This window comes from Pseudomonas sp. PICF141, assembly GCF_002286815.1.
In the GTDB taxonomy this organism is placed as follows: domain Bacteria; phylum Pseudomonadota; class Gammaproteobacteria; order Pseudomonadales; family Pseudomonadaceae; genus Aquipseudomonas.
This window is the reverse complement of the sequence record NZ_MUNM01000068.1, coordinates 41516-63608: the sequence shown is the minus strand read 5'-3', so window position 1 is coordinate 63608 and position 22093 is coordinate 41516. Positions and strand designations below refer to the sequence as shown.

Genomic DNA, 22093 nt, shown 5'->3' with positions numbered 1-22093 from the left:
TGGCAAGGCAAGCCCCGGAACGCGTCATCGGTCCCTTAGAACAGCGCATCCTTGGCGGCTTTCTCCAGCAGCAGCGCAGGTGGAGCGAAGCGCTCGCCGTACTGCTCGGCCAGGTACTGAGCGCGAGCGACAAAGTCTCTCACGCCGTACTGATTGATGAACTGCAGCGCACCGCCGGTCCAGGCCGCAAAGCCGATGCCGAGGATCGAGCCGACGTTGGCATCCGCCGTCGAGGTCAGCACGCCCTCTTCCATGCAACGCACGGTTTCGATGGCCTGGACGAACAGCAGTCGATCGCGTATGTCCTGCGGCGAAATCTGCCCATCGGCTTTCTCGAAGCGGGTTTTGAGCTCCGGCCACAAATGTTTCCGGCCTCCAGCCGGGTAGTCATAAAAGCCACCTCCAGCGGCCTTGCCCGGACGCTTGTATTCCTTGAGCAGCAAATCAATCACGGCGAACGCCGGGTGTTCAGTCAGCGGTTTCCCTTCTGCTCGCAGGTCTTTGGCGGTTTGTTCGCGGATATGGCTCATGAGGCTGAGGGAAACTTCGTCGGAAATCGCCAGAGGTCCGACAGGCATGCCGGCCTTGCGCGCTTCGGTCTCGATCATCGGCGCGCTCACGCCTTCGCCGAGCATGGCGATGCCTTCGTTGGTAAAGGTGCCGAACACCCGCGAGGTAAAGAAGCCGCGACTGTCGTTGACCACGATCGGAGTTTTGTTGATTTGCAGGACGAAATCGAAACCGCGAGCCAGGGTTTCATCGCTGGTATGGACGCCTTTGATGATTTCCACCAGCGGCATTTTCTCCACGGGACTGAAGAAATGCAGGCCGATGAATTTCGTCTGGTCCGGCACGGCAGTGGCCAGGCCGCTGATCGGCAAGGTCGAGGTGTTGGAGGCGATGACCGCCTCCGGCCCGACGATTGTTTGCGCAGCCGATAAGACCTTGGCCTTCAGTTCGCGATCTTCAAACACGGCTTCAATGATCAGATCGCAACCGGCCAGGTCCTCATCGTTTTCGCTGGCATGGATTCGCCCCAGAATTGCCTCGCGCTGCTCTTGGGTTAACTGACCACGCGCAACCTTCTTGTCCAGCAATGCCGCCGAGTGGGCCTTGCCCTTCTCTGCCGCGGCGAGGTTGATGTCTTTGAGCACCACGTCGATGCCGGCCGATGCGCTGACAAACGCGATGCCAGCGCCCATCATCCCGGCGCCAAGCACGCCGACTTTCTTCGTCATATAAGGCGCCATGCCTTGTGGCCGCGAGCCGCCGGCATTGATTTCATTGAGCTGGAACCAGAACGTGCCAATCAGGTTTTTCGACACCTGGCCGGTGGTCAGCTCGGTGAAGTAGCGGGTTTCGATCAAGTGCGCGGTGTCGAAATCCACTTGGGCGCCTTCCACCGCAGCACAGAGAATTTTCTCCGGCGCGGGCAGGCAGCCCTGGGTTTTGCTGCGCAGAATCGATGGCGTGATCGCCAGCATCGGCGCGAGCTTCGGATCCGACGGTGTGCCGCCGGGAATCTGATAACCCTTTACGTCCCAGCGCTGCACAGCGACCGGGTGAGCGACTATCCATGCCCGCGCCTTGGCCATCAGTTCATCGCGATCGGCGGCCAACTCGTCGATCAACCCCGCTTGCAACGCCTGTTGCGGCCGGATTTTCTTGCCTTCAAGCAGATACGGCAGCGCTTTTTCGATGCCCAGCAGACGGACCATGCGCACCACCCCGCCGCCGCCCGGCAACAGGCCAAGCGTGACTTCCGGCAGCCCGAGCAACACCGACGGATCGTCCAGCGCCACGCGATGGTGGCACGCCAGGCAGATTTCCCAGCCACCACCAAGCGCTGCGCCGTTGATCGCGGCGACCACCGGTTTGCCGAGAGTTTCCAGGGTGCGCAATTGCCCCTTGAGGCTCAGCACCACGTCGTAAAAGGCTTTGGCTTCGGGTTTGCCGACTTTGATCAGTTCATTGAGGTCGCCGCCAGCGAAGAAGGTTTTCTTGGCCGAGGTGATGATGACACCGGCAATGGCTTCCTTTTCAGCGACCAGTCGGGCGACACAGATGGCCATGGCGTCGCGGTAGACCGCGTTCATGGTGTTGGCACTCTGGCCCGGCATGTCGATGGTCAGGACGACGATCCGGTCCTGGCCCTTTTCGTAACGGATGGCTTGGGTCATGGCAATTTTCCTAGAAGTCAGGGCTCAGAGGCGTTCGATGATGGTGGCAATGCCCATGCCGCCGCCGACACACAATGTCGCCAGGCCATAGCGCTGGCGCCGGGCTTCCAGTTCATCGAGCAGCGTGCCGAGAATCGCGCAGCCAGTGGCCCCGAGCGGGTGCCCCATGGCGATGGAGCCGCCGTTGACGTTGACCTTGTCGGGGTCAACGGCCATGTCCTTGATGAACTTGAGCACCACCGAGGCGAACGCTTCGTTGACTTCGAACAGGTCGATGTCTTCGACCCGTAGCCCGGCCTTGGCCAGCGCCTTGCGCGTGGCCGGCGCGGGGCCGGTGAGCATGATGGTCGGGTCGGTGCTGGTGACCGCCGTGGCGACGATTCGCGCTCGCGGTTGCAAGCCCAGCGCCCGGCCCTTCGCTTCGGAGCCGATCAGCATCAACGCCGCGCCATCGACGATCCCGGAACTGTTGCCCGGCGTGTGCACGTGGTTGATCCGCTCGACCTGGCTGTAAACCCGCAGCGCCGTGGCATCGAAGCCCATTTGCCCGATCATTTCGAAGCTCGGCTTGAGCTTGCCCAAACCTTCCATCGTCGAATCGGCACGAATGAATTCATCGTGATCAAGCAAGATGATGCCGTTCTGGTCTTGCACCGGCACCAGCGACTTGTGGAACGAACCGTTCCCTCGCGCCCGCGCCGCCTTCTGCTGGGATTGCAACGCGAAGGCATCGACGTCCTGACGGCTGAAGCCTTCGATGGTGGCAATCAGGTCGGCGCCCACGCCCTGAGGCGTGAAGTGGTTGTGCAAGTTGGTTTCCGGGTCCAGCGCCCAAGCACCGCCATCGCTGCCCATGGGCACGCGAGACATCGATTCGACGCCACCGACCACCACCAGGTCTTCGAAGCCGGAACGCACTTTCATCGCCCCCAGGTTCACCGCTTCCAGCCCTGACGCGCAGAAGCGATTGAGCTGCATACCGGCCACGCTGACGTCCCAATCGGCCACCTGTGTGGCGGTCTTGGCGATGTCGGAACCCTGATCGCCGATGGGCGTCACGCAGCCGAGCACCACATCATCGACCTGACTGGTGTCCAGCGACATGCGCTGCTGCAGCGCCGTCAACAGTCCTGCCACTAGATTGACCGGCTTGACGCTGTACAAGGCGCCATTGGCCTTGCCTTTGCCACGGGGGGTGCGTAACGCGTCGAATATCAAAGCCTGGGTCATGATGTCCTCGAACCTGGTGGTGAATGAAGATCAAAAGATCAAAAGGTCAAAAGGTCAAAAGATCGCAGCCTTCGGCAGCTCCTACAGGGAACCGTTTGATCCTGATCTTTATGCACTCACCTTATGCCCAGCAGCTGGGGATTCAATGACCACAGTGCTCATTGATGTTGACCCTCACGCTCAGACGAACGGTAGTCTGCTATCGGATAAACCGATTCACGTCACCAAGCTGTCTAGCAAACGGGCGCCCAAGAAGCTGGCAATAAGCCTCATTCTTTTTTAATAGCGAGGAGCACTCAGCCCATACGAAATGGATCTAAGTCAAGCCTGACGCGGGCCCTAAGGTAAACCTGTACGAAGTTGTCGTCGGGTTTTGCCGAGGCACTCGTACTACAGGAAGTGCAGCGCTCTGCCGTCATGGATATGCAGGCAGGCACCAGGAAATAACAAAAAAGGCGGTCAAGCCATGTTCAAGCATTCGAAAGTTCGTCAAGCCGGGCTCATTCTATTCGCCACTACGCTGCTGTTGATTTTGCCGAACCTGACCAAGGTGATTAGCTGATCGAGCATCAGGGTTTTCGTTTCGCCTGATAAAAATGTGATTGGCTCGCTATTCGAGCCGGCGTGGCTGTGCCAACCTTTGCGGCATTTCCACGACATGGACGGCAATCACTTGAAAGCGCTCATTGTGTTTGGGGCTTTGCTGCTCAGCATGCCTCTTTCTGCCGCACAGCTGAATCTTGAGCCAGGCGCGAGCCCTCGCACCTGGCAGACCGAGCAATTGCTCAAGCATCCTCAGGTTCAGACCATCACGATCGCGAACGACGTTTCCTACAAACGGGACATGAGCTATCGCGCGGTGCCGTTGGCGGCGTTGTTGACAGGCATCAAGCCTGACGATCACCTGCAAGCCATTGCCCTGGACGGTTTTGCCGCCGAACTGACCGCCGCGCCATTACTCAATACCCAAGGCGCGCGGGCCTGGCTGGCGATTGAAGACCCGGCCAAGCCTTGGCCGCCGTTGTCAGAAGGCAAGCCCAGTGCGGGGCCGTTTTACCTGGTCTGGACCGATCCACAGGCGGGCAATATCAGCCCCGAGCAATGGCCATTCCAAGTCGCCAGCATCAAGCGCATGGCCCCGGTGGCCGAGCGCTTCCCTGCCCTGCTGCCCGACCCTGCACTGAAGGCGGACGATCCGGTGAACAAGGGCTTTGCGCTGTTTCAGAAGAACTGCCTGGCGTGCCATCGATTGAATGGCGCAGGCGATGCGCAGTTCGGGCCGGACCTGAATATCCCGTTCAACCCGACCGAGTACTTCGGCGCGGATTTCCTCAAGCGCTACATTCGTGATCCGCAAAGCTTGCGCCAGTGGCCACAGGCGAAGATGCCGGCGTTCGCGACGACGGTGTTGCCGGAGGGGGATCTGGAAATGTTGGTGGGGTATTTGAAGCACATGGCTGGGCGCAAGGTGAAGCCCTGAAGACATCCCTCCCTGCTCAGTGATCGTTCCCACGCTCCGCGTGGGAATGCAGCCCGTGACGCTCTGCGTCACATCCAAAACCGAACGCGGAGCGTCCGTGGAGGCAATCCCACGCAGAGCGTGGGAACGATCGGTGGCAGGTTACTGCTGTTGCACCAAAATCACCGGCGCTGGCGTCGGCGAGACCAACACCTTGGCATGCATCTGCTCGCACCCGCCTCCACGACGCATGCCGCGCACCGGGCAGGCGTCGAGGTAATCCAGGCCCACCGCCAGTTTCAGGTGACGCTCCGGGCGGGCCAGTTCGTTGGTTACGTCGAAGCTGTACCAGGCGTCATCCAGCCAGGCTTCAGCCCAGGCGTGACTGGCCAGGTGTTCGCAGTTCTCGCTGTACAAATACCCCGACACATAACGCGAGGGAATGCCCAGGCTGCGGGCGCAGGCAAGAAATGCATGGGTGTGGTCCTGGCAGACGCCGGAGCGCCCGGCGAAAGCCTGGGCGGCGCTGGTGTCGACTTCCGTGGAACCCGGCGTGTAGGTCATGTGCTGGTTCAGGCCATGCATCAAATCGATCAGCGCCGTACGATCCCGGCGTTGTTTGCAGGCCTTCTCGGCAAACGCGCGCAACGCGTCGTCGGCTTCGGTCAGGCGCGTAAAGCGCAAGAACGGCAGCGCCGACTGGCTTTCATGTTCGGCTTCGCGCAGTTCGTCGATGTCCACCTGCCCGCGGGCGCCGATGATGATTGCCTCGTGGGGTTCGTCCAGGGTCAGCACATGCAGGATATTGCCGAACGGATCGAGTTGCGCACGCACCGGGCGTGGCAGGTCGAGCTGCCAGCTGAGCACGTGCTGGCGTTCGCTGTCATGGGGGGTCAGTCGCAGGTACTGGATGCTCGCCCGCACCTGATCTTCGTAGTGATAGGTGGTCTCGTGGCTAATGGAAAGTCTCATGCAGCCTCCAGGTAGGAACTGTGTATGGCATTGCCCAACCGGCGCACCAGCGGGATGAACTCGGTCAGCCAGGCGTGCAGGCCTTCGTCGAGGATTTCGTTGATACCGGTGTAGCGCAGGCGTGCGTCCATTTCTGCCGCCAACCGCTGGGCAGGACGACCGTTGGCTCCCGGCAATTGAGCGAGGATCTGGTCGATTTCTTCAGTGCAGGCCCGCAGGGATCGCGGCACATCGGCGCGCAGCAACAACAACTCGGCCACATGCCGGGCACCGGGAGCGTCGCGGTAAATCTCGGTGTAAGCCTCGAACGACGACAAGGCCCGCAGCAAGGCGCTCCACTGGTAATAGGCGTGAGCCGTGCCGTCGCTGACTGCTTCGGCCTGATCGCCGGCCATTTCGTAACGGGCGTCGAGCAGGCGCAACGTGTTGTCAGCCCTTTCGATAAAGGTGCCCAGACGAATGAAGCGGAACGCGTCGTTACGCATGATGGTGCCGTAGGACGCGCCACGGAACAGGTGGGAACGTTCCTTGATCCACTCACAGAAACGGCTCATGCCGTAGCGACTCAAACCTTGCTCGGCGATCCCGCGAATTTCCAGCCAGGTGGCGTTGATGTTTTCCCACATGTCGGCGGTGATTCGCCCACGCACCGCATGGGCGCTGGCTCGCGCGGCACCGAGGCAGCTGTAGATGCTCGCCGGGTTGGCCGCATCCAGGGCAAAAAAATGCAGCAGCCGTTCAGCATGCAGTTCGCCATGGCGCTCCAGGTAATCGTCCAGGGTGCCAGTGATCAGCAATGGCATGGCGAGTTCATGCAAGCCATCACCACGCCCGTCTTGCGGCATCAGTGACAGCGAATAACTGATGTCGAGCATCCGTGCGAGGTTTTCCGCCCGCTCCAGGTAACGCGACATCCAATACAGATCCGAGGCAGTTCTACTTAACATGGCAGGCTTCCTTCAATCCTCGACCACCCAGGTGTCCTTGGTTCCACCGCCCTGGGAGGAGTTCACCACCAGGGAGCCTTCGCGCAAGGCGACACGGGTCAAACCGCCGGGCACAACCCGGGTTTCGCGGCCAGACAATACAAACGGACGCAGGTCGATATGGCGTGGAGCGATGCCGTTTTCGACAAAGGTCGGGCAGGTCGATAAAGACAACGTCGGTTGAGCGATGTACGCGTGGGGCTTGGCTTTGATCCGCTCACGGAAAGATTCGATTTCCGCCGCCGTCGCCGCCGGCCCCACCAGCATTCCGTAACCACCGGAGCCCTGGGTTTCCTTGACCACCAGTTCTGGAAGATTGGCCAGTACGTGGGACAGTTCGGAGGGATTACGACACTGCCATGTCGGCACGTTCTTCAGGATCGGCTCTTCATCCAGGTAGAAACGAATCATGTCCGTGACGAAGGGGTACACCGATTTGTCGTCTGCGACCCCGGTGCCGATGGCATTCGCCAGCACCACATTGCCGGAACGGTAAGACGACAGCAGACCTGGAACGCCGAGCATCGAGTCCGGGTTGAATGCCAGCGGATCGAGGAAGGCATCGTCGAGGCGACGGTAAATCACGTCGACGGCTTTCGGCCCGTCCGTGGTGCGCATGAACACCTTGTCATCGCGCACGAACAGGTCCGCACCTTCCACCAGCTCGACCCCCATTTCCCGAGCCAGAAACGCATGCTCGAAAAATGCGCTGTTGAAGCGCCCCGGCGTCAGCACCACCACGCTCGGGTTGTCGATCGGGCTGGAGCTTTTCAAGGTGTCGAGCAACAGGTTCGGATAGTGGTCGATGGGCGCGATGCGCTGGGCGGCGAACAATTCGGGAAACAATCGCATCATCATCTTGCGGTCTTCGAGCATATAGCTCACGCCGCTGGGGGTACGAAGGTTGTCTTCGAGCACGTAGTACGTGCCGTCGCCATCGCGCACCAGGTCGACACCGGAAATGTGGGAATAGATATCGCGGTGCAAATCCAGCCCCTGCATCGCCAACTGGTATTGCTCGTTGGCCAGCACTTGCTCGGCCGGGATGATGCCGGCCTTGATGATGCGCTGCTCGTGATAGAGGTCGGCAAGGAACATGTTCAATGCCTTGACCCGCTGAATGCAGCCGCGCTCGACGACCCGCCATTCACTGGCGGGGATACTGCGGGGAATGGTGTCGAAGGGAATCAGGCGCTCTGTCCCTTGCTCATCACCATAGAGCGTGAATGTAATCCCGGCACGATGAAATAACAGATCGGCCTCGCGTCGCCGTTGTGCCAAAAGCTCGTCAGGCGTTTCGGCCAGCCAACGGGCAAACTCCCGATAATGCGGGCGGACCTGGCCGCCGGCATCGTACATCTCATCAAAATAGGTGCGGATCATGCCGTACTCCTTGTCACATGGACATCCAGGTCTTCGCAAGGCCCGTGCCATCGGCATAAACGCTTTGATATCAATCAGTTGGATAATGACGCTGCGCGCACCGCACCAATCCTGTGCGGTAAATGCCCCAACCTGATTGCCCCCGCTTCATGGCGAAGCAATGCTGTCGCCTATCAGCAGCATAGCCAGAGTTGATTTCACTGCCCGGGCGGCGGTGCGGATAATCGGCACATTCGCTGGAAAACCTGATCGAACTTCCCTTTAGCCGCCTGCTCAGGCGGTTTTTTTTGCGTGTTTGAAACGTTATGAATCAAAAACCCAGATCAAAAGATCGCAGCCTCGTTCCACTCGACAGCTCCTACAGGAGAACGCGTGAAACGAGGCTGCGATCTTTTAAACCTTTGCAAACCGCAAAAACGAAAACGGCCAACCCGAAGGTCAGCCGTTGCTGAATTGTCACTGTTCATAACGTTATGCGAGTAGCCCTCGTACCTCCTGCTTGACGCCCCATCCTTCGATGATACCGCCCAGAGGCTCGACCACCGCCTCGAAGTCCTGCTCAAAGTCGCCGATCCCGTCGTAGGTGGCATACATCACTTTGCTCAGTTCCAGATGCCATGCGCCGTCATCGCGCACGCTGATCTGGGCATTCAAGGATTCACCACAAAAATGACCTGCCGCCCTGCGTGCCCGCTCCTCGTCCGGGAAAATGGCGTAGAACTCGATGGGATGGAATCGTGAAAAGTCGAAACCGCCTTCTTTCATGCGGCGCAGCACGCTGCTGCTGATGTCTTCTTGATAGGCTGTGCTCATGAAACGTCCCCCTCAGACTGATGGATAGACTTTCCGTATTCCCTGCACTTTCAACCGATTAGTGAAAGCGATACGGCAACAGAGGTTGCCGACGGGAAACAAGCATGTAGCTGACAAGACCAGACCTTAGCGAGTCATTCGCTGATCTCGCTTGCAGAGTAGCCTCAAGACAGAGCTGCTGCCAAGGTCTGGGTGTGAATGTGACAAGAGATGTATCAGATCGGGGTAATACTGATGATTTCGATGCTGTTCTGGGATTTCAGACTTTTGACGGTCGGATCATCGGTACGCCCCTCCAGATCATTGAGATCCAGTTCGGCCGCGACCGGCAGGCACCGGGCGCGAATGAGTTTGGCGGCCTGCTCGCTATTCGGGCATTCCTCGCACTCGAAGAGTTCGTCCACTGTTTCACCGTGATCATCCACGAAAGTGATTTTCCACTTTTGCATCGGTGCCTCCTCGATAAACCCATGGATGGGCTTACTTCTATCTGGACTTTACCCCTGACTGATCGTTCAACGGATTACCGCGTGTCGGCATGAAAAAACCCAGAACCTGAGCGATGCTTGCTCGCGAAGTCGACAGATGGATTGACTGAATATACAGGTCGAACCTCACGTCATGGCTCGGCCCAATCCTGTGGGAGCGTGGCTTGCCCGCGACAGGATCGCCGCGTTACAGCTGACAGACCGCGGCGCCTGCATCGCGGGCAAGCCACGCTCCCACAGGTTCAGTGTTACAGGCCAAACCAATCAGATCCGCACGTCACCCCTTGGCCCGGCGATGGCCCAGATGATCAGGCCCAGGACCGGCAGCAGCAGGATCAATAACACCCAGAGGATTTTCATCCCGGTCTCGGCGCCACTTTTAAGCACGTTGATGATGGCCCAGATATCCAGGGCAAGAATAATCAGGCCAACCAGGCTGTTGAACGTGGAACCCATGGTGACGCTCCCGAAGAGTGGTACGCCCTCTTAGGATAGTCGGGCCTTGCGAGGGTTCCGTTTTATTACCGTCCTGCACAGCTTCAGACGTGGATCGCCACTTTCAGGGCTTCCAGGGAGGGCGCGGCGGCGATGCCGACTTCGGCGCACAACTCCAGCACCCGTGGCACGTCGTTTCCGTAGACCAGCACCATTTGCAACTCGTCGTCGAGCAGCTGGCTGAAGTTCATCAGTGTGTAACCGCCGTTTTCCTTGTTCAGGCTGCTCATCTGCACCTGAATGCGGTTGAGCGCTGTCAGGGCTTCGGTCTTGGCCAGTTGCTTGGGTTTGATGTTGAAATCGACGCCGGGGCCGAACGAAGCGACGATTTGCGCAAACAGGTCCATGTAGGTATCGGCCTGGAACAGCACGGTTTCCGGCAAGCTGCCGACGACGACCCATTCGCCCAACGGGATCGGGAAAGTGTCGTCGTAGTTGATGTCTGGATTGGCCGTCAGAAAAGCTTCTGGATCCGCATAGGCCTGAGCCGCTTCGTCAGCGACTTTCAGGATTTCGTCCTCGCTCATGCACCCGGAGCTGATTTTGCTGATGAGTTCGACGAGTGCGGCTTTCATGAGGTGGATCCTGTAGCGAGGGAGATTTGAGGGCGCGAAGGATAACGCAGGTTAAGCATGAAAACGAAAAGATCGCAGCCTTCGGCAGCTCCTACATTGGTATGACGTGCGCTCTGTAGGAGCTGCCGAAGGCTGCGATCTTTTAATGTGATCAGCCAAGCAATTTCTGCAATTGTGCGGTGGTATCCACCGCGCCCATGGTTTTGGCCGCGTCCAGCGCGGATACGCCGTTGGCATCCTTGGCCTTCGGATCGGCGCCTTTGCTGATCAGGTAGTCGACGATTTCGACGCGGTTGAACATGGCCGCCATCATCAATGCCGTGCGACCGTCGAAGGACGAACCTTCCACTTGTGCGCCACCTTCCACCAACGCCTTGACCACCGCCAGATCACCCTTGAATGCCGCGCCGGCAATCGGGCTCTGGCCGTTGTCGTTGCGAATTTCAGGATCAGCCTTGTGCTCGAGCAGCACTTTTACCGTCTCGACATGGCCGTGGTACGCGGCGAGCATCAGCAAGGTGTCGCCCTTGTGGTTGCGCAGGTTCGCCGGCAAGCCCTTGGTCAGCAGCGCAGCCATCATGGCCGCATCGCCTTCGCGCGCTTTATTGAACACCTGTTCGGCAAATTCAGCAGCCTCTTCGGGTGTCATCTGGCGGCTTTTGTCTGACATTGGTGACTCCACATTCGGTCAATCGGAAAGCCCATAGTTTCCCGAGCGCTCAAGAACCTGTCACTTCTTTTTTCTCATGCCTGGTCATAGCCACATTTAATAAGCGCCGCATTCAATAGCGGTATTTGCCGCCCTGGATCTCCGCCAGCACCTGCTCGGTGACTTGCACGTAAGTCTGAGTGCCCGGCAACCAGGCATAAATCGGATCATCGCCGGTTTTGTTCGGGTCGAAGGCTTCATCCTTGAGCCGGGTCTTCTGGTATTTGAAGGTCCCGGTGGTTTCCATTTTCACTTTCACTCGCAGAAAAAGCGGCACCGCATAGGCAGGCAGTTGCTGCCTGGCGAAAGCCAGCAACTCGCTGAAGTCCAGGGTCGCCAGGGATTCGGCCGGCGTAATTGCCGCCATCCCGGCACGCCCGTTGGTATTGTGGATTTCCACGCCATAGGCCACGGCTTCGGCAATGTGCGGATGTTGCAGCAGAATGTTCTCAACCTCGGTGGTCGAGACGTTTTCGCCCTTCCAGCGATAGGTGTCGCCCAAACGATCGACAAACTGCGCATGGCCAAAACCGATGTTGCGCAACAGGTCGCCGGTATTGAAGTAGCGGTCGCCCTTCTTGAATACGTCGTGGAGCACGACTTTTGCGGTCTTCTGCGGATCGGTGTAGCCGTCTAGCGGTGCCTTGTCGTCGATCCTCGCCAGCAGTAACCCCTGCTCGCCCTTGGCCACTTTACGCATGAAACCCTGGGTATCTCGCGTGGGGGCGCCGCTGTCGTGGTCGTACGCCACCAGTTCCCAGGACATCAGGGAAAAGCCGATGGTGTTGTCGAAGTTGAGGATGTTGGTGAAACCGATATTGCCGTCGCTGGCGGCGTACAGCTCACAGATATGGTCAACGGCAAAACGCGTCTTGAACTCGCTCCATGCGCCGGGGCGCAGACCATTGCCGATCATCTTCGTTACGCTGTGGCGACTGTCGTCGACGCTGCGCGGTTGATCCACCAGGTAGCGACACAATTCGCCGACGTAACCGAGGGTGGTCGCCCGGTATTTGCGCACGTCACTCCAGAACTGGCTGGCGCTGAACTTGCGGCGAATGGCAAACCCCGACGCCCCGCTGATTGCCGAACCCCAGCACACGCAAAGCCCGGTGGCGTGGTACAGCGGCAAGGTGCAATAGACGACGTCCTGCGGCTGCATATTCAGGGCAATCAACCCGAAGCTGGCGGAGCTGCGCATCCAGCGGCCATGTTTGAACACCCCGGCCTTGGGCAACCCGGTGGTGCCCGAGGTGTAAATGTAGAAACAAGGATCGTCGAGAAAAACCTGCTGGCTGCTGACGGGGTTATCGCTGCACGCTTCAACGCTGGCCGCCATCAGGTTGATGAAGCCATCGGGCGAATTGCCCGGATCGCGATAAGTGTCTTGATCGGCGACAAGCCAGGTACGTGTCGCGTCGATGGACCCCCGTTCACGGACCGCGTTGAAGGCCGCAACCAGCTCTTCTCCGACCACGATTGCCACCGGCGCCACCAGATTCAGGCTGTGGGCCAGGGTATCGCGGGTCTGGGAAGTATTGAGCAAAGCGCTGATCGCACCGACCTTGGCCACCGCCAATATTGTTACCAGCAGTTCCGGACGGTTTTCGATAAAAATCGCCACCACATCGCCCTTGCCGATGCCTTGGGCAATCAGGTGATGGGCGATGCGATTGGCCCACTGATTGACCTGGGCATAAGTGAGTCTCACCTCGCCCTGCAGCAAAGCCGGGCCATCGGGATTGCGCAAGGTCGCCTGCTCGAAGCTCCAGCCCAGGCCACACGGTTGGGTCGGGTCCTTGACGTTGGCAGCTTTCATGCCCTTCACCACGCGGGGAATGGCTTTGGTAATGGAAGGCAGCTTGCGGAGCATCATGCCCCAGGTAATCGTGTCGTTCAGCGTACGGCTCATTGATGCTCCCGTTCGATTTTCTTATTGTCGGGTGGCGTTGTTTGAGGCCGAAAATACGTCAGCGGTTCTTGAGCTGTACACGCGGTTTTTGCAATGTTTTGTATCCGCGACCCAAGCGTCTGGACCGGCGATCGAAAAGCGGAACCCTGGCGTCGTGATAGGTTCCATCGAATCGCGATCGACCACGCAAAATGCAGGATGCACGATGGCCATTCATGCAGATTGCACGAAAGCGTAGGAACATAATCTCTCTAACTTATTGATATATAAGTATTTTTAAAAAACCAGGTACTGGCACAATCACTGCAACTACCTCTCCATGTTGCCCTTCAAGCACAAACGGAGCTGATAGACATGAGCCTGATCCAGGAAAAATTTTCGTCGCTATTCTCCAACTTCGAAGTGACCACCCAGCCACGGCCTGATGGCGGCATTCTGCTGACCCTGCGCAGTACAGACGGCAAAATCTTCAAACGTTCGATTTCCTACCAGCAATTGCATGCTGGCGATCAGCTTTCATGGGTGATCAGCGCGATACGTCGTGACGTCGCCGAACAAGCCAGCGAACTGCCGCAGATCTCCATGCTGCAAAGCCAGCAACGGTTCGCCTTGCCGACTTATCACTCGGTTTAAATACGGCAGTGGTATACATAAACACGCTACAAACAAACAGGCCGTGAGCGCTTCCGCGTCACGGCCTGAGTTGTTTCTGACTTTGCACAACCCTTGTAGGAGCAGAGCTTGCTCGCGAAGGCGGAGTGTCAGGCGACATTAACGTTGACTGACACTCCGCCTTCGCGAGCAAGCTCTGCTCCTACAGGTTGTGTGGTTTACAGGCGATTGGCCTCTACTCAGTCCTCCAGACGCGGGAAGCGGCGGGCGATGTCATCGCCGGTGAAGCCAGCCACTGCGCCTTCGGGGTTGTTGAACAGACGGATGGTGACGAAATGCGGGTGCTCGCCCATGTCGAACCAGTGCGGCGTACCGGCTGGCACCACGATCAGGTCGTTTTTCTCGCAGAGCACGGCGTAAACGTAATCGCCGATGTGCAGGGAGAACAAACCACGGCCAGCGACGAAAAATCGTACCTCGTCTTCAGCGTAGCGGTGTTCATCAAGGTACTTGGCTCGTAACTCGGCTTTTTGCGGGTGATCGCTGTTCAAGCTGACGACATCGACGCAGAGATAACCGCGCTCGGTCATCAGTTTGTCGATGTTTTCTTGATACGCGGCGATCACTTCTTCCGGGCCGGCACCGGGCTGGATTTTCGCCACGGCGTGCCAACGGTCGAAGCGCACGCCCTGTTCGGCCAGGGTCGAGGCGATGTCCTCGAGGTGGGTCAGAACTTTGTTCGGTAGTTCTGGGCTGGAGACGTGATAAACGGACAGGCTGCTCATTCTGGGCAACTCCTTAACGGTTCATGCTTTATGGTTCGAGAGTGAGCGCGTCTTCAACTCGCACTCGAACAAAAATTCAAAGGCCTCGATCGGTCGCAGGGCGTCGCTCATGCGCGCGCTCCGTCTCGATTTTCTCGGGCGAGATATTCGCAGGTCAGGCTCATGGCCGGTCCTCTTGCATACGTGTGGCAATGATAACGGCAGCGGCGAAGGCTGCGAGACTGGCGATACTGAAGGTCAATGTGGCGCCGAGTGCGTTCCAGCTGTAACCGGAATACAACGCGCCCAATGCGCCGCCGGTGCCGGCCAGCGCGGCATACAACGCCTGGCCCTGGCCTTGCTGACGCGCGCCGAAGCTGCGTTGCACGAATTGGATGGCAGCCGCATGAAAGCTGCCGAAGGTGGCGGCGTGCAGCACTTGGGCGAACAGTAACACCCAGAGGAATTCGGCAAACGAACCGAGCAACAACCAACGCAATGCCGCCAGCAGGAAGCTCGCCAGCAGCACCCGGCGCACCGAGAAGCGCGCAAGGATCTTGCTCATGGCCAGAAACATCAAGACTTCGGCAACCACGCCGACCGCCCAAAGCATGCCGATCAGCCCACGACTGTAACCGAGTTGCTCAAGGTGCAGGGTCACAAAGGTGTAATACGGCCCGTGACTCATCTGCATCAGCGCCACGCAACCGTAGAACGCCAACACTCCAGGATTGCGCAATTGCTGCAGGAACCCCTCCCCCACCAGCCGTTCACTCTGAATCGGTTGCGCGTTGGGCACCCATAAACTGCTGACCACAATGCCGGCCATGATCAGCACCAGTGCCAGCGGATAGATGTCCAGGCTGAGCCATTCGAACATCCGACCGAGGGCGACCACAGTGATGATGAAACCGATGGAACCCCACAGGCGAATCTGGCTATAGCGAGACGTTTGGCCGTTCAAGTGCGCCAGGGTGATGACTTCGAATTGCGGCAGTACCGCGTGCCAGAAGAACGCATGCAGGGCCATGACCATCGCCAGCCACGCGTAGCTTTTGCTGACGAAAATCAGCGAGAAGGTCAGCAGGGTACAGACCGCGCCGAACCGCACGATGGCCAGCCGTCGCCCGGTGTAGTCACCAAGCCAGCCCCAGATATTCGGCGCCACGCAGCGCATCAGCATCGGGATCGCCACCAGTTCGCCAATGCGCGCACTGGAAAACCCCAAGTGATCGAAGTACAGCGCCAAAAATGGCGCTGTCGAACCGAGCAAGGCGAAATAGAACAGATAGAAACTGGAAAGCCGCCAGTACGGGAGCGCCGCCAACGTCGTCAGATCCCGGCGACCATAAGGTCAGCCATTAAAGCTGACCCAGCACCGGAGTGCTCACCCGCACATCGACGTTCTGCCCGCGGTGACGCAGCAGGTGATCCATCAATACAATCGCCATCATCGCTTCGGCGATTGGCGTGGCGCGGATGCCGACACACGGGTCGTGACGGCCCTTGGTGATGACCTCAACCGGGTTGCCATGGATGTCGATGGAGCGGCCGGGCGTGGTGATGCTCGAGGTCGGCTTGAGTGCCAGGTGTGCCACGATTGGCTGACCGGACGAGATGCCACCCAGAATGCCGCCCGCATTGTTGCTGAGGAAACCTTCCGGGGTCATTTCATCACGGTGCTCGGTGCCGCGCTGGGCGATGCTGGCAAACCCGGCGCCGATCTCAACACCTTTGACCGCGTTGATGCTCATCAACGCATGGGCCAGTTCGGCGTCGAGACGGTCGAAGATCGGCTCGCCGAGGCCCGGCATCACGCCTTCGGCGACCACGGTGATTTTCGCGCCGACTGAATCCTGGTCGCGACGCAACTGGTCCATATAAGCTTCCAGCTCTGGCACTTTGTCCGGATCAGGGCTGAAGAACGCGTTTTCTTCCACCGAATCCCAGGTCTTGAACGGGATTTCGATCGGACCGAGCTGGCTCATGTAGCCACGAATGACGATGCCTTGGGTGGCCAGGTACTTTTTCGCAATCGCCCCCGCCGCCACGCGCATGGCGGTTTCACGGGCCGAACTGCGACCGCCGCCGCGATAATCGCGCTCGCCGTATTTGTGGTGGTAGGTGTAGTCGGCGTGGGCCGGTCGGAACAGATCCTTGATCGCCGAATAGTCCTTGGACTTCTGGTCGGTGTTGCGGATCAACAGGCCGATGGCGCAACCGGTGGTGCGGCCTTCGAACACGCCAGAGAGGATTTCGACTTCGTCGGCTTCCTGGCGCTGGGTGGTGTGGCGGCTGGTGCCGGGCTTGCGCCGGTCCAGGTCGCGCTGCAGATCCTCAAGGGAAATCTCCAGGCCCGGCGGGCAGCCATCGACAATGGCGACCAACGCCGGGCCATGGCTTTCGCCCGCGGTGGTGACAGTGAACAGCTTGCCGTAGGTATTGCCGGACATGCGGGACGCTCCGTGAAATCGAAACCAAAATACGTAATGCGCGCCAGTATACGCAGGCTACCCGACTAGTTCATCCTCGAACCTTATGGCTGCCTGCGAGTCCAACCGGCACCTTGTCGATGATGGCGTGATGATGCTGCGAGTTCTAGCCTTGAGCCTTACCTTGTTTACCGGCCTGCTCCCCTATGTGGCCCAGGCCACTGTTTTACAACGTCCCATCACACTGGACACGGGCAGCGGCGAGCTTTTCGGCTCGCTGTTGCTGCCCAAATCCGACACGCCAGTGCCGGTTGTCCTGATCATTTCCGGCTCCGGTCCTACGGATCGTGACGGAAACAACCCTGACGGCGGCCGCAATGACAGCCTCAAACGGCTGGCCTGGGTGCTGGCCAAACACAACATCGCCAGCGTGCGTTACGACAAGCGTGGCGTGGCGGCGAGCCTCGCGGCCACGCCGGACGAACGCAATCTGTCGGTGGAAGCGTATGTGGCCGACGCCGTGGCCTGGGGCCAGAAACTTAAAACCGACCCGCGCTTTGGCAAACTGATTTTGCTCGGCCACAGCGAAGGGGCGTTGATCGCCAGCCTCGCGGCGCCAAACGTTGACGCCGCGGCGGTGATTTCCATGTCTGGCAGCGCCCGGCCGATCGATCAGGTACTGCGCCAGCAATTGAGCAATCGCCTGCCGCCACCGTTGATGCTGCGCAGCAATGAATTGCTCGACAGCCTCAAGGCCGGCCGCACCGACGACAACGTACCGCCGCCATTGCAGGTGATTTTCCGTCCCAGCGTGCAGCCGTATCTGATTTCGCTGTTCCGCCAGGACCCGGCAGCGGCCTTCGCCAAACTGAAAATGCCGGCGCTGATCATCCAGGGCAGCAACGACATTCAGGTCGGCGTGGGTGACGCCAAGGCGCTAAAGGCCGCCAAACCAGATGCCGAACTGGCGCTGATCGAAGGCATGAACCACGTGATGCGCATCGTGCCCAACGACGTGAAGCGGCAATTGGCCTCCTATAAAGATCCGCAATTACCCCTGGCAGCCGAACTCGGTGCGCGAATCCTCGAGTTTATTGACGGACTTGGCGCCAGTTAACCCTCCAGTCCTGAAAAAAACGGCCGATAAGCCTTTGTCGCCAGCCCACTGGCTGGCGGCAAGCAGGGCTTGGACAGGATCTCGCCGTTATGACTGATACCCAGACTTCACCCGACACCACCGCTGAAAAAGACGCACCGCCAGCGGTCGAGCTGCCGTGGGCGGACGTCCACGTCGAGCACCACAAAATGCTCCGCCTGGCGCCGCTGCAAACCGACCGCAACACCGGTGGACGGCCGTTGCGCTTTGTCGAATTCGGTTACGCCGAACGCAATAGCAAGGAACACAGCCTTCTGCGCATGGCCATCAAGTTGCCAGGCCAGCGGGTGCGCAAAGAACAGAATCATCTGGATGTCTGGGTTGATCACGCTGCCAAACGCGTGCATTTCGGCCCGGAAAGCGGCTTGCAGATCGAGCCGATGAACCGTGGTATCGGGCGCTATATGGCTGCTCAGGGCATTACGTGGGCGAAAAAGAGATGGCCCGCTTATACCGTCGACGGCACTGACCTGAACAACAAGGATGCGCTGAACGAAGACACTCGCCTGCGTCGCGATCACTTTCTGCGGGTGCACGGTTTTGACGTGGTCTACGCCGACGCCCAGCATTTGAAGGGCAGCGTTAAAGAGGTGCGGGTGGGGGATTTGCTCGGCGACTGGAACAGCGAAAAGCTGCAGCAGGTAGAAATCCTCGAAGCCGCGCAGATGCTCCAGCAAGCCGAGCAGAACCTGGCTGAACAAGAAGTCAAACTGAAGAAGCACGAAGAAAAAGTCAGCAAGTACAAACGCGAAGACGCCGGGCTGCGTTTTACCATTACGTGTCTGGTGGCGTTTGCGGTGTTTCAGGCGGGGTTGTTGATCTGGATTGCTACGCACCGCTGAAGGTTTGAGACCGCGGTGCGGCCATCGCGGGCAAACCACGCTCCCACAGGTTTTGTGTGTGCCACATCATTTGGATACGACACAGACCCCGTAGGAGCGAGGCTTGCCCGCGAAGGCTCTAGAGTCAGACGCGGGACGCGAACAACGCCTGATGATCGCGGCACTGCTGCGCTGTCAGCATGAACACTCCATGCCCGCCGCGCTCGAACTCCAGCCAGGCGAAGTCGACTTCCGGGTACAGCGCCTCGACGTGAACCTGGCTGTTACCCACCTCGACAATCAGCAATCCCTTTTCGGTCAGATGATCCGCCGCTTCGGCGAGCATGCGGCGCACCAGGTTCAAACCGTCGTCGCCACAGGCCAGGCCCAGCTCCGGCTCGTGCTGATACTCATCCGGCATGTCGGCGAAATCTTCCGCATCGACGTAAGGCGGGTTCGACACGATCAGGTCAAAACGTTGTCCTGGCAAGCCATCGAAAGCGTCGCCCTGAACGGTGAACACGCGCTCATCGACACCATGACGCTCGATGTTCTGGTTCGCCACTTCCAGCGCTTCGAACGACAGGTCAGCCAGGACCACTTCGGCATTCTGGAATTCGTAGGCACAGGCGATGCCGATGCAGCCGGAACCGGTGCACAAGTCGAGAATGCGCGCAGGTTCGGCGCCGAGCCACGGTTCGAAACGCTTTTCGATCAGTTCGCCAATGGGCGAACGCGGGATCAGTACGCGTTCGTCGACAATGAACGACATGCCACAGAACCAGGCTTCGCCCAGCAGGTAAGCGGTCGGGATGCGTTCTTCGATGCGGCGCTTGAGCAAGCGTTGCAAGTTGACCAGTTCGTCGTCTTCCAGACGGCAGTCCAGATAGCTGTCGGCAATTTCCCAAGGCAAGTGCAACGCACCCAGCACCAGTTGACGGGCTTCGTCCCAGGCGTTGTCGGTCCCATGGCCGAAAAACAGATCCTCCCCATGGAAGCGGCTGACGGCCCAACGGATATGGTCACGCAGGGTACGAAGTCGGGAAGTGATCACGGGGCAAACTCCAGAAAAAACGACTGACGATTCTAACAGCCAAAAGGCGCCACGACGACGCAGGAAAAACACCGGACCAGATGTAGGACTCTTCTATTTTTTTCGCAAGCTATTGAACAGAACGAGTATCTTGACAAGGCTGCGACCCAACAACGGCGGTGCCTACGATGGTAGCGATTCACAGAAGCGCTCAGCCAGAGGACAATGTCGCAAAAGCCCCACTCGAAGGAGCCCCAGAATGTCCGTTCCAAAAACGATGTTTCAACTCAGCGGCCGTGGTTATGCAGCGGCCAATCTGGGTCATGCGACCCTTGTCATCATCGATGCCCAGAAAGAATACCTCAGTGGTCCCCTGGCCCTGAGCGGCATGGATGCTGCCGTCGCGAACATCAAGCAACTGGTCGCCGCTGCCCGTGCAGCCGGTCGTCCGATCGTGCACGTACGCCATCTCGGTACCGTCGGCGGGCTGTTCGATCCGCAAGGCGAGCGCGGTGAATTCATCCCGGGCCTTGAGCCGCAGAAGGGCGAAATTATCATCGGCAAACTGCTGCCGAGTGCGTTTCATGGTACCGAACTGTATGACCGACTGCAGGAACTCGGCTCACTGGACCTGATCGTCTGCGGCTTCATGAGCCACTCCAGCGTCAGTACTACCGTGCGCGCCGCGAAGAACCTGGGCTTTCGTTGCACATTGGTTGAAGACGCCTGCGCGACTCGCGACCTGCCTTACAAGGGGGGCGTCCTGAGCGCCGAGCACGTTCAGCATACCGAGATGGCGATCATGGCGGACAACTTCGCCACCCTCGCCCTGACCCGCGAACTGATCTGATCGACCCTCGATGAGCGGTTCATGCCGCCGCTCATCCGCAAAAGCCTGTCATTTGCTGTAATTGCCCTAGCCTCAGGAACATCCCGGTCAACTTCCGGTCGAAGGGCCGATACCCATTGAGGAAGGTCGGAATGAAGTTATCCGATGGTTTTGACGCTCGCCGCTTGCGGCCCAAAGGCCAAAGCAACTGGCGTTTTCGCTTCGGTGCAGCATTCGCTGCCTTACTGGCAACGTGCGGTGTGTTGCTGGCGATGGCCGGCGCGGCCAGTTTACTGGGCCGGCCACCGGCGCTTGGCGAGTTGAATGCCAGCCCGCTGGGCGCCGCGATCATTCTGGGCGTCGGCCTGTTCGTGCTGTATATCGGCGTGTGGTTTTGGCGCCGCTGCCGTCGCCGCTCGCGCCAATCGCAAGAACTGAACATGGCACCGCACCTGATGAAAAAACACGACTGAGCCCAACGCCGGACGTTTTGTCGCGCCCCATTCGCTTCGACTTGGGTAAACTGGCCACCCTTCGCGGAGGCTGATATGCAAGACGACGATTTTTCCCTGTTCAAAAGCGCGATCCAAGGCGTCAAGCCGATCAAGCACGATCGCGCCGAAACCGGCAAACCCAAGGCCGACCGCGCGCAAATCGCCAAGCTGCGCCAAGCCGCCACTGTGCGCACCGATGCCACCACCGTTGACGGGCTGTCCGATCAGTTTGTCATTGATGTGGGCCCCGAAGATGAGCTGATGTGGGCCCGCGACGGTGTCCAGGAAAGCCAGATGCGCAAGCTCAAGATCGGACAGATTCCGTTCGAAGGCAGCCTCGATCTGCATGGCATGAGCGTGGAAAAAGCCCGTGAAACCCTGTGGGCCTTTCTGGCCGAAGCAACCAGATTCGAAATCCGCTGTGTACGTGTGACCCACGGCAAAGCGGTGCGCCTGGATGGCAAGCGGCCGATGATCAAAAGTCACGTCAACACATGGCTGCGCCAGCATCCACAGGTACTCGGCTTCACCTCCTGCCAACCGAAACACGGCGGCGCCGGAGCGGTTTATGTGATGCTCAAACGCACCATGATGGAAGGTCGCGACGAGTGATGCTGTCGCTTCATGCTTGCAGCGCCGAGTCCTCACCGCACCCTCGCCTTTGCGTAAAATTCTCACAGGTACCTGCATGTTTCTGAAACAGGCTTATACCGGCTTCTGAGTTGCAAGGGACAAGGAACAGGGAATTAA

Annotated in this window: 22 protein-coding genes and 1 pseudogene; 7 read left to right on the top strand and 16 right to left on the bottom strand. The window is 59.0% G+C overall.

What is annotated here, in order from left to right; all coding sequences use genetic code 11:
• Positions 1 to 35 precede the first annotated feature (35 nt).
• Together BZL43_RS19400 and BZL43_RS19395 are read right to left on the bottom strand one after the other, a co-directional pair.
• Entirely contained in the window at positions 36 to 2180 is a 2145-nt protein-coding gene (locus tag BZL43_RS19400; protein WP_095633789.1) for a 3-hydroxyacyl-CoA dehydrogenase NAD-binding domain-containing protein, read from the bottom strand.
• A gap of 24 nt (positions 2181 to 2204) precedes the next feature.
• On the bottom strand, positions 2205 to 3410 hold the full coding sequence (locus BZL43_RS19395; protein WP_095633788.1) for an acetyl-CoA C-acetyltransferase: 1206 nt from the start codon (positions 3408 to 3410) through the stop codon (positions 2205 to 2207).
• A 658-nt stretch (positions 3411 to 4068) separates the two neighbouring features.
• Here BZL43_RS19395 and BZL43_RS19385 point away from each other — a divergent pair.
• Positions 4069 to 4890 (top strand): cytochrome c, encoded by an 822-nt coding sequence (locus BZL43_RS19385; RefSeq protein ID WP_095633839.1) that lies wholly within the window; start codon positions 4069 to 4071, stop codon positions 4888 to 4890.
• Positions 4891 to 5031: 141 nt separating this feature from the next.
• Here BZL43_RS19385 and BZL43_RS19380 read toward each other — a convergent pair whose 3' ends face one another.
• The 9 genes from BZL43_RS19380 to BZL43_RS19340 all read right to left on the bottom strand — a co-directional run bounded on the left by BZL43_RS19380 (position 5032) and on the right by BZL43_RS19340 (position 13202).
• Positions 5032 to 5841: a transglutaminase family protein gene (locus BZL43_RS19380; protein WP_095633786.1), complete on the bottom strand. Its 810-nt coding sequence runs from the start codon at positions 5839 to 5841 to the stop codon at positions 5032 to 5034.
• Positions 5838 to 6788 (bottom strand): alpha-E domain-containing protein, encoded by a 951-nt coding sequence (locus BZL43_RS19375; RefSeq protein ID WP_095633785.1) that lies wholly within the window; start codon positions 6786 to 6788, stop codon positions 5838 to 5840. The genes BZL43_RS19380 and BZL43_RS19375 overlap by 4 nt, the downstream gene beginning before the upstream one ends.
• Before the next feature lie 12 nt (positions 6789 to 6800).
• Complete coding sequence (locus tag BZL43_RS19370; RefSeq protein WP_007902187.1) at positions 6801 to 8210, bottom strand: circularly permuted type 2 ATP-grasp protein; 1410 nt, start codon at positions 8208 to 8210, stop codon at positions 6801 to 6803.
• Positions 8211 to 8681: 471 nt separating this feature from the next.
• Positions 8682 to 9023 (bottom strand): ribonuclease E inhibitor RraB, encoded by a 342-nt coding sequence (locus BZL43_RS19365; protein ID WP_007902188.1) that lies wholly within the window; start codon positions 9021 to 9023, stop codon positions 8682 to 8684.
• Positions 9024 to 9238: 215 nt separating this feature from the next.
• Entirely contained in the window at positions 9239 to 9472 is a 234-nt protein-coding gene (locus BZL43_RS19360) for a hypothetical protein (RefSeq protein ID WP_038979787.1), read from the bottom strand.
• 303 nt (positions 9473 to 9775) lie between these two features.
• On the bottom strand, positions 9776 to 9967 hold the full coding sequence (locus BZL43_RS19355; protein ID WP_095633784.1) for a PLDc N-terminal domain-containing protein: 192 nt from the start codon (positions 9965 to 9967) through the stop codon (positions 9776 to 9778).
• Between the two features lie 83 nt (positions 9968 to 10050).
• A complete protein-coding gene (locus BZL43_RS19350) occupies positions 10051 to 10581 on the bottom strand; it encodes a hypothetical protein (protein ID WP_095633783.1) in 531 nt (176 codons plus the stop codon).
• 151 nt (positions 10582 to 10732) lie between these two features.
• On the bottom strand, positions 10733 to 11251 hold the full coding sequence (locus tag BZL43_RS19345; protein WP_095633782.1) for an ankyrin repeat domain-containing protein: 519 nt from the start codon (positions 11249 to 11251) through the stop codon (positions 10733 to 10735).
• 112 nt (positions 11252 to 11363) lie between these two features.
• Complete coding sequence (locus BZL43_RS19340; protein ID WP_095633781.1) at positions 11364 to 13202, bottom strand: long-chain-acyl-CoA synthetase; 1839 nt, start codon at positions 13200 to 13202, stop codon at positions 11364 to 11366.
• Between the two features lie 354 nt (positions 13203 to 13556).
• Here BZL43_RS19340 and BZL43_RS19335 point away from each other — a divergent pair, with 354 nt between their 5' ends.
• Positions 13557 to 13835 carry a DUF3509 domain-containing protein gene (locus BZL43_RS19335; RefSeq protein WP_095633780.1) on the top strand — a complete coding sequence of 93 codons (279 nt, stop codon included), beginning with the start codon at positions 13557 to 13559 and terminating at the stop codon, positions 13833 to 13835.
• A 218-nt stretch (positions 13836 to 14053) separates the two neighbouring features.
• Here BZL43_RS19335 and BZL43_RS19330 read toward each other — a convergent pair whose 3' ends face one another.
• From BZL43_RS19330 to aroC, 4 genes and pseudogenes are all read right to left on the bottom strand, one after another.
• A complete protein-coding gene (locus BZL43_RS19330) occupies positions 14054 to 14599 on the bottom strand; it encodes an acireductone dioxygenase (RefSeq protein ID WP_095633779.1) in 546 nt (181 codons plus the stop codon).
• A 21-nt stretch (positions 14600 to 14620) separates the two neighbouring features.
• Positions 14621 to 14716, bottom strand: a pseudogene (locus BZL43_RS28605) (hypothetical protein); the annotation flags it as partial.
• Between the two features lie 43 nt (positions 14717 to 14759).
• Positions 14760 to 15905, bottom strand: coding sequence for an MFS transporter (locus BZL43_RS19325; RefSeq protein WP_095633778.1), 1146 nt, complete (start codon positions 15903 to 15905; stop codon positions 14760 to 14762).
• Between the two features lie 34 nt (positions 15906 to 15939).
• Entirely contained in the window at positions 15940 to 17031 is a 1092-nt protein-coding gene (aroC, locus tag BZL43_RS19320; RefSeq protein ID WP_095633777.1) for a chorismate synthase, read from the bottom strand.
• An 85-nt stretch (positions 17032 to 17116) separates the two neighbouring features.
• Between aroC and BZL43_RS19315 the strand changes: the two genes are divergently transcribed.
• Together BZL43_RS19315 and BZL43_RS19310 are read left to right on the top strand one after the other, a co-directional pair.
• Positions 17117 to 18127: an alpha/beta hydrolase gene (locus BZL43_RS19315; protein ID WP_095633776.1), complete on the top strand. Its 1011-nt coding sequence runs from the start codon at positions 17117 to 17119 to the stop codon at positions 18125 to 18127.
• A gap of 89 nt (positions 18128 to 18216) precedes the next feature.
• Positions 18217 to 19008 carry a hypothetical protein gene (locus tag BZL43_RS19310; protein WP_095633775.1) on the top strand — a complete coding sequence of 264 codons (792 nt, stop codon included), beginning with the start codon at positions 18217 to 18219 and terminating at the stop codon, positions 19006 to 19008.
• A 124-nt stretch (positions 19009 to 19132) separates the two neighbouring features.
• Here the strand turns inward: BZL43_RS19310 and prmB are convergent, their stop codons facing one another.
• The gene (prmB, locus tag BZL43_RS19305) at positions 19133 to 20041 is read right to left on the bottom strand and encodes a 50S ribosomal protein L3 N(5)-glutamine methyltransferase (protein ID WP_095633774.1); all 909 of its coding nucleotides are present in this window, start codon (positions 20039 to 20041) and stop codon (positions 19133 to 19135) included.
• 238 nt (positions 20042 to 20279) lie between these two features.
• Here prmB and BZL43_RS19300 point away from each other — a divergent pair, with 238 nt between their 5' ends.
• The 3 genes from BZL43_RS19300 to BZL43_RS19290 all read left to right on the top strand — a co-directional run bounded on the left by BZL43_RS19300 (position 20280) and on the right by BZL43_RS19290 (position 21955).
• On the top strand, positions 20280 to 20870 hold the full coding sequence (locus BZL43_RS19300) for a cysteine hydrolase family protein (RefSeq protein ID WP_095633773.1): 591 nt from the start codon (positions 20280 to 20282) through the stop codon (positions 20868 to 20870).
• Positions 20871 to 21001: 131 nt separating this feature from the next.
• Complete coding sequence (locus BZL43_RS19295) at positions 21002 to 21322, top strand: hypothetical protein (protein ID WP_095633772.1); 321 nt, start codon at positions 21002 to 21004, stop codon at positions 21320 to 21322.
• Between the two features lie 75 nt (positions 21323 to 21397).
• Positions 21398 to 21955: a Smr/MutS family protein gene (locus tag BZL43_RS19290; RefSeq protein ID WP_095633771.1), complete on the top strand. Its 558-nt coding sequence runs from the start codon at positions 21398 to 21400 to the stop codon at positions 21953 to 21955.
• Positions 21956 to 22093 lie beyond the last annotated feature (138 nt).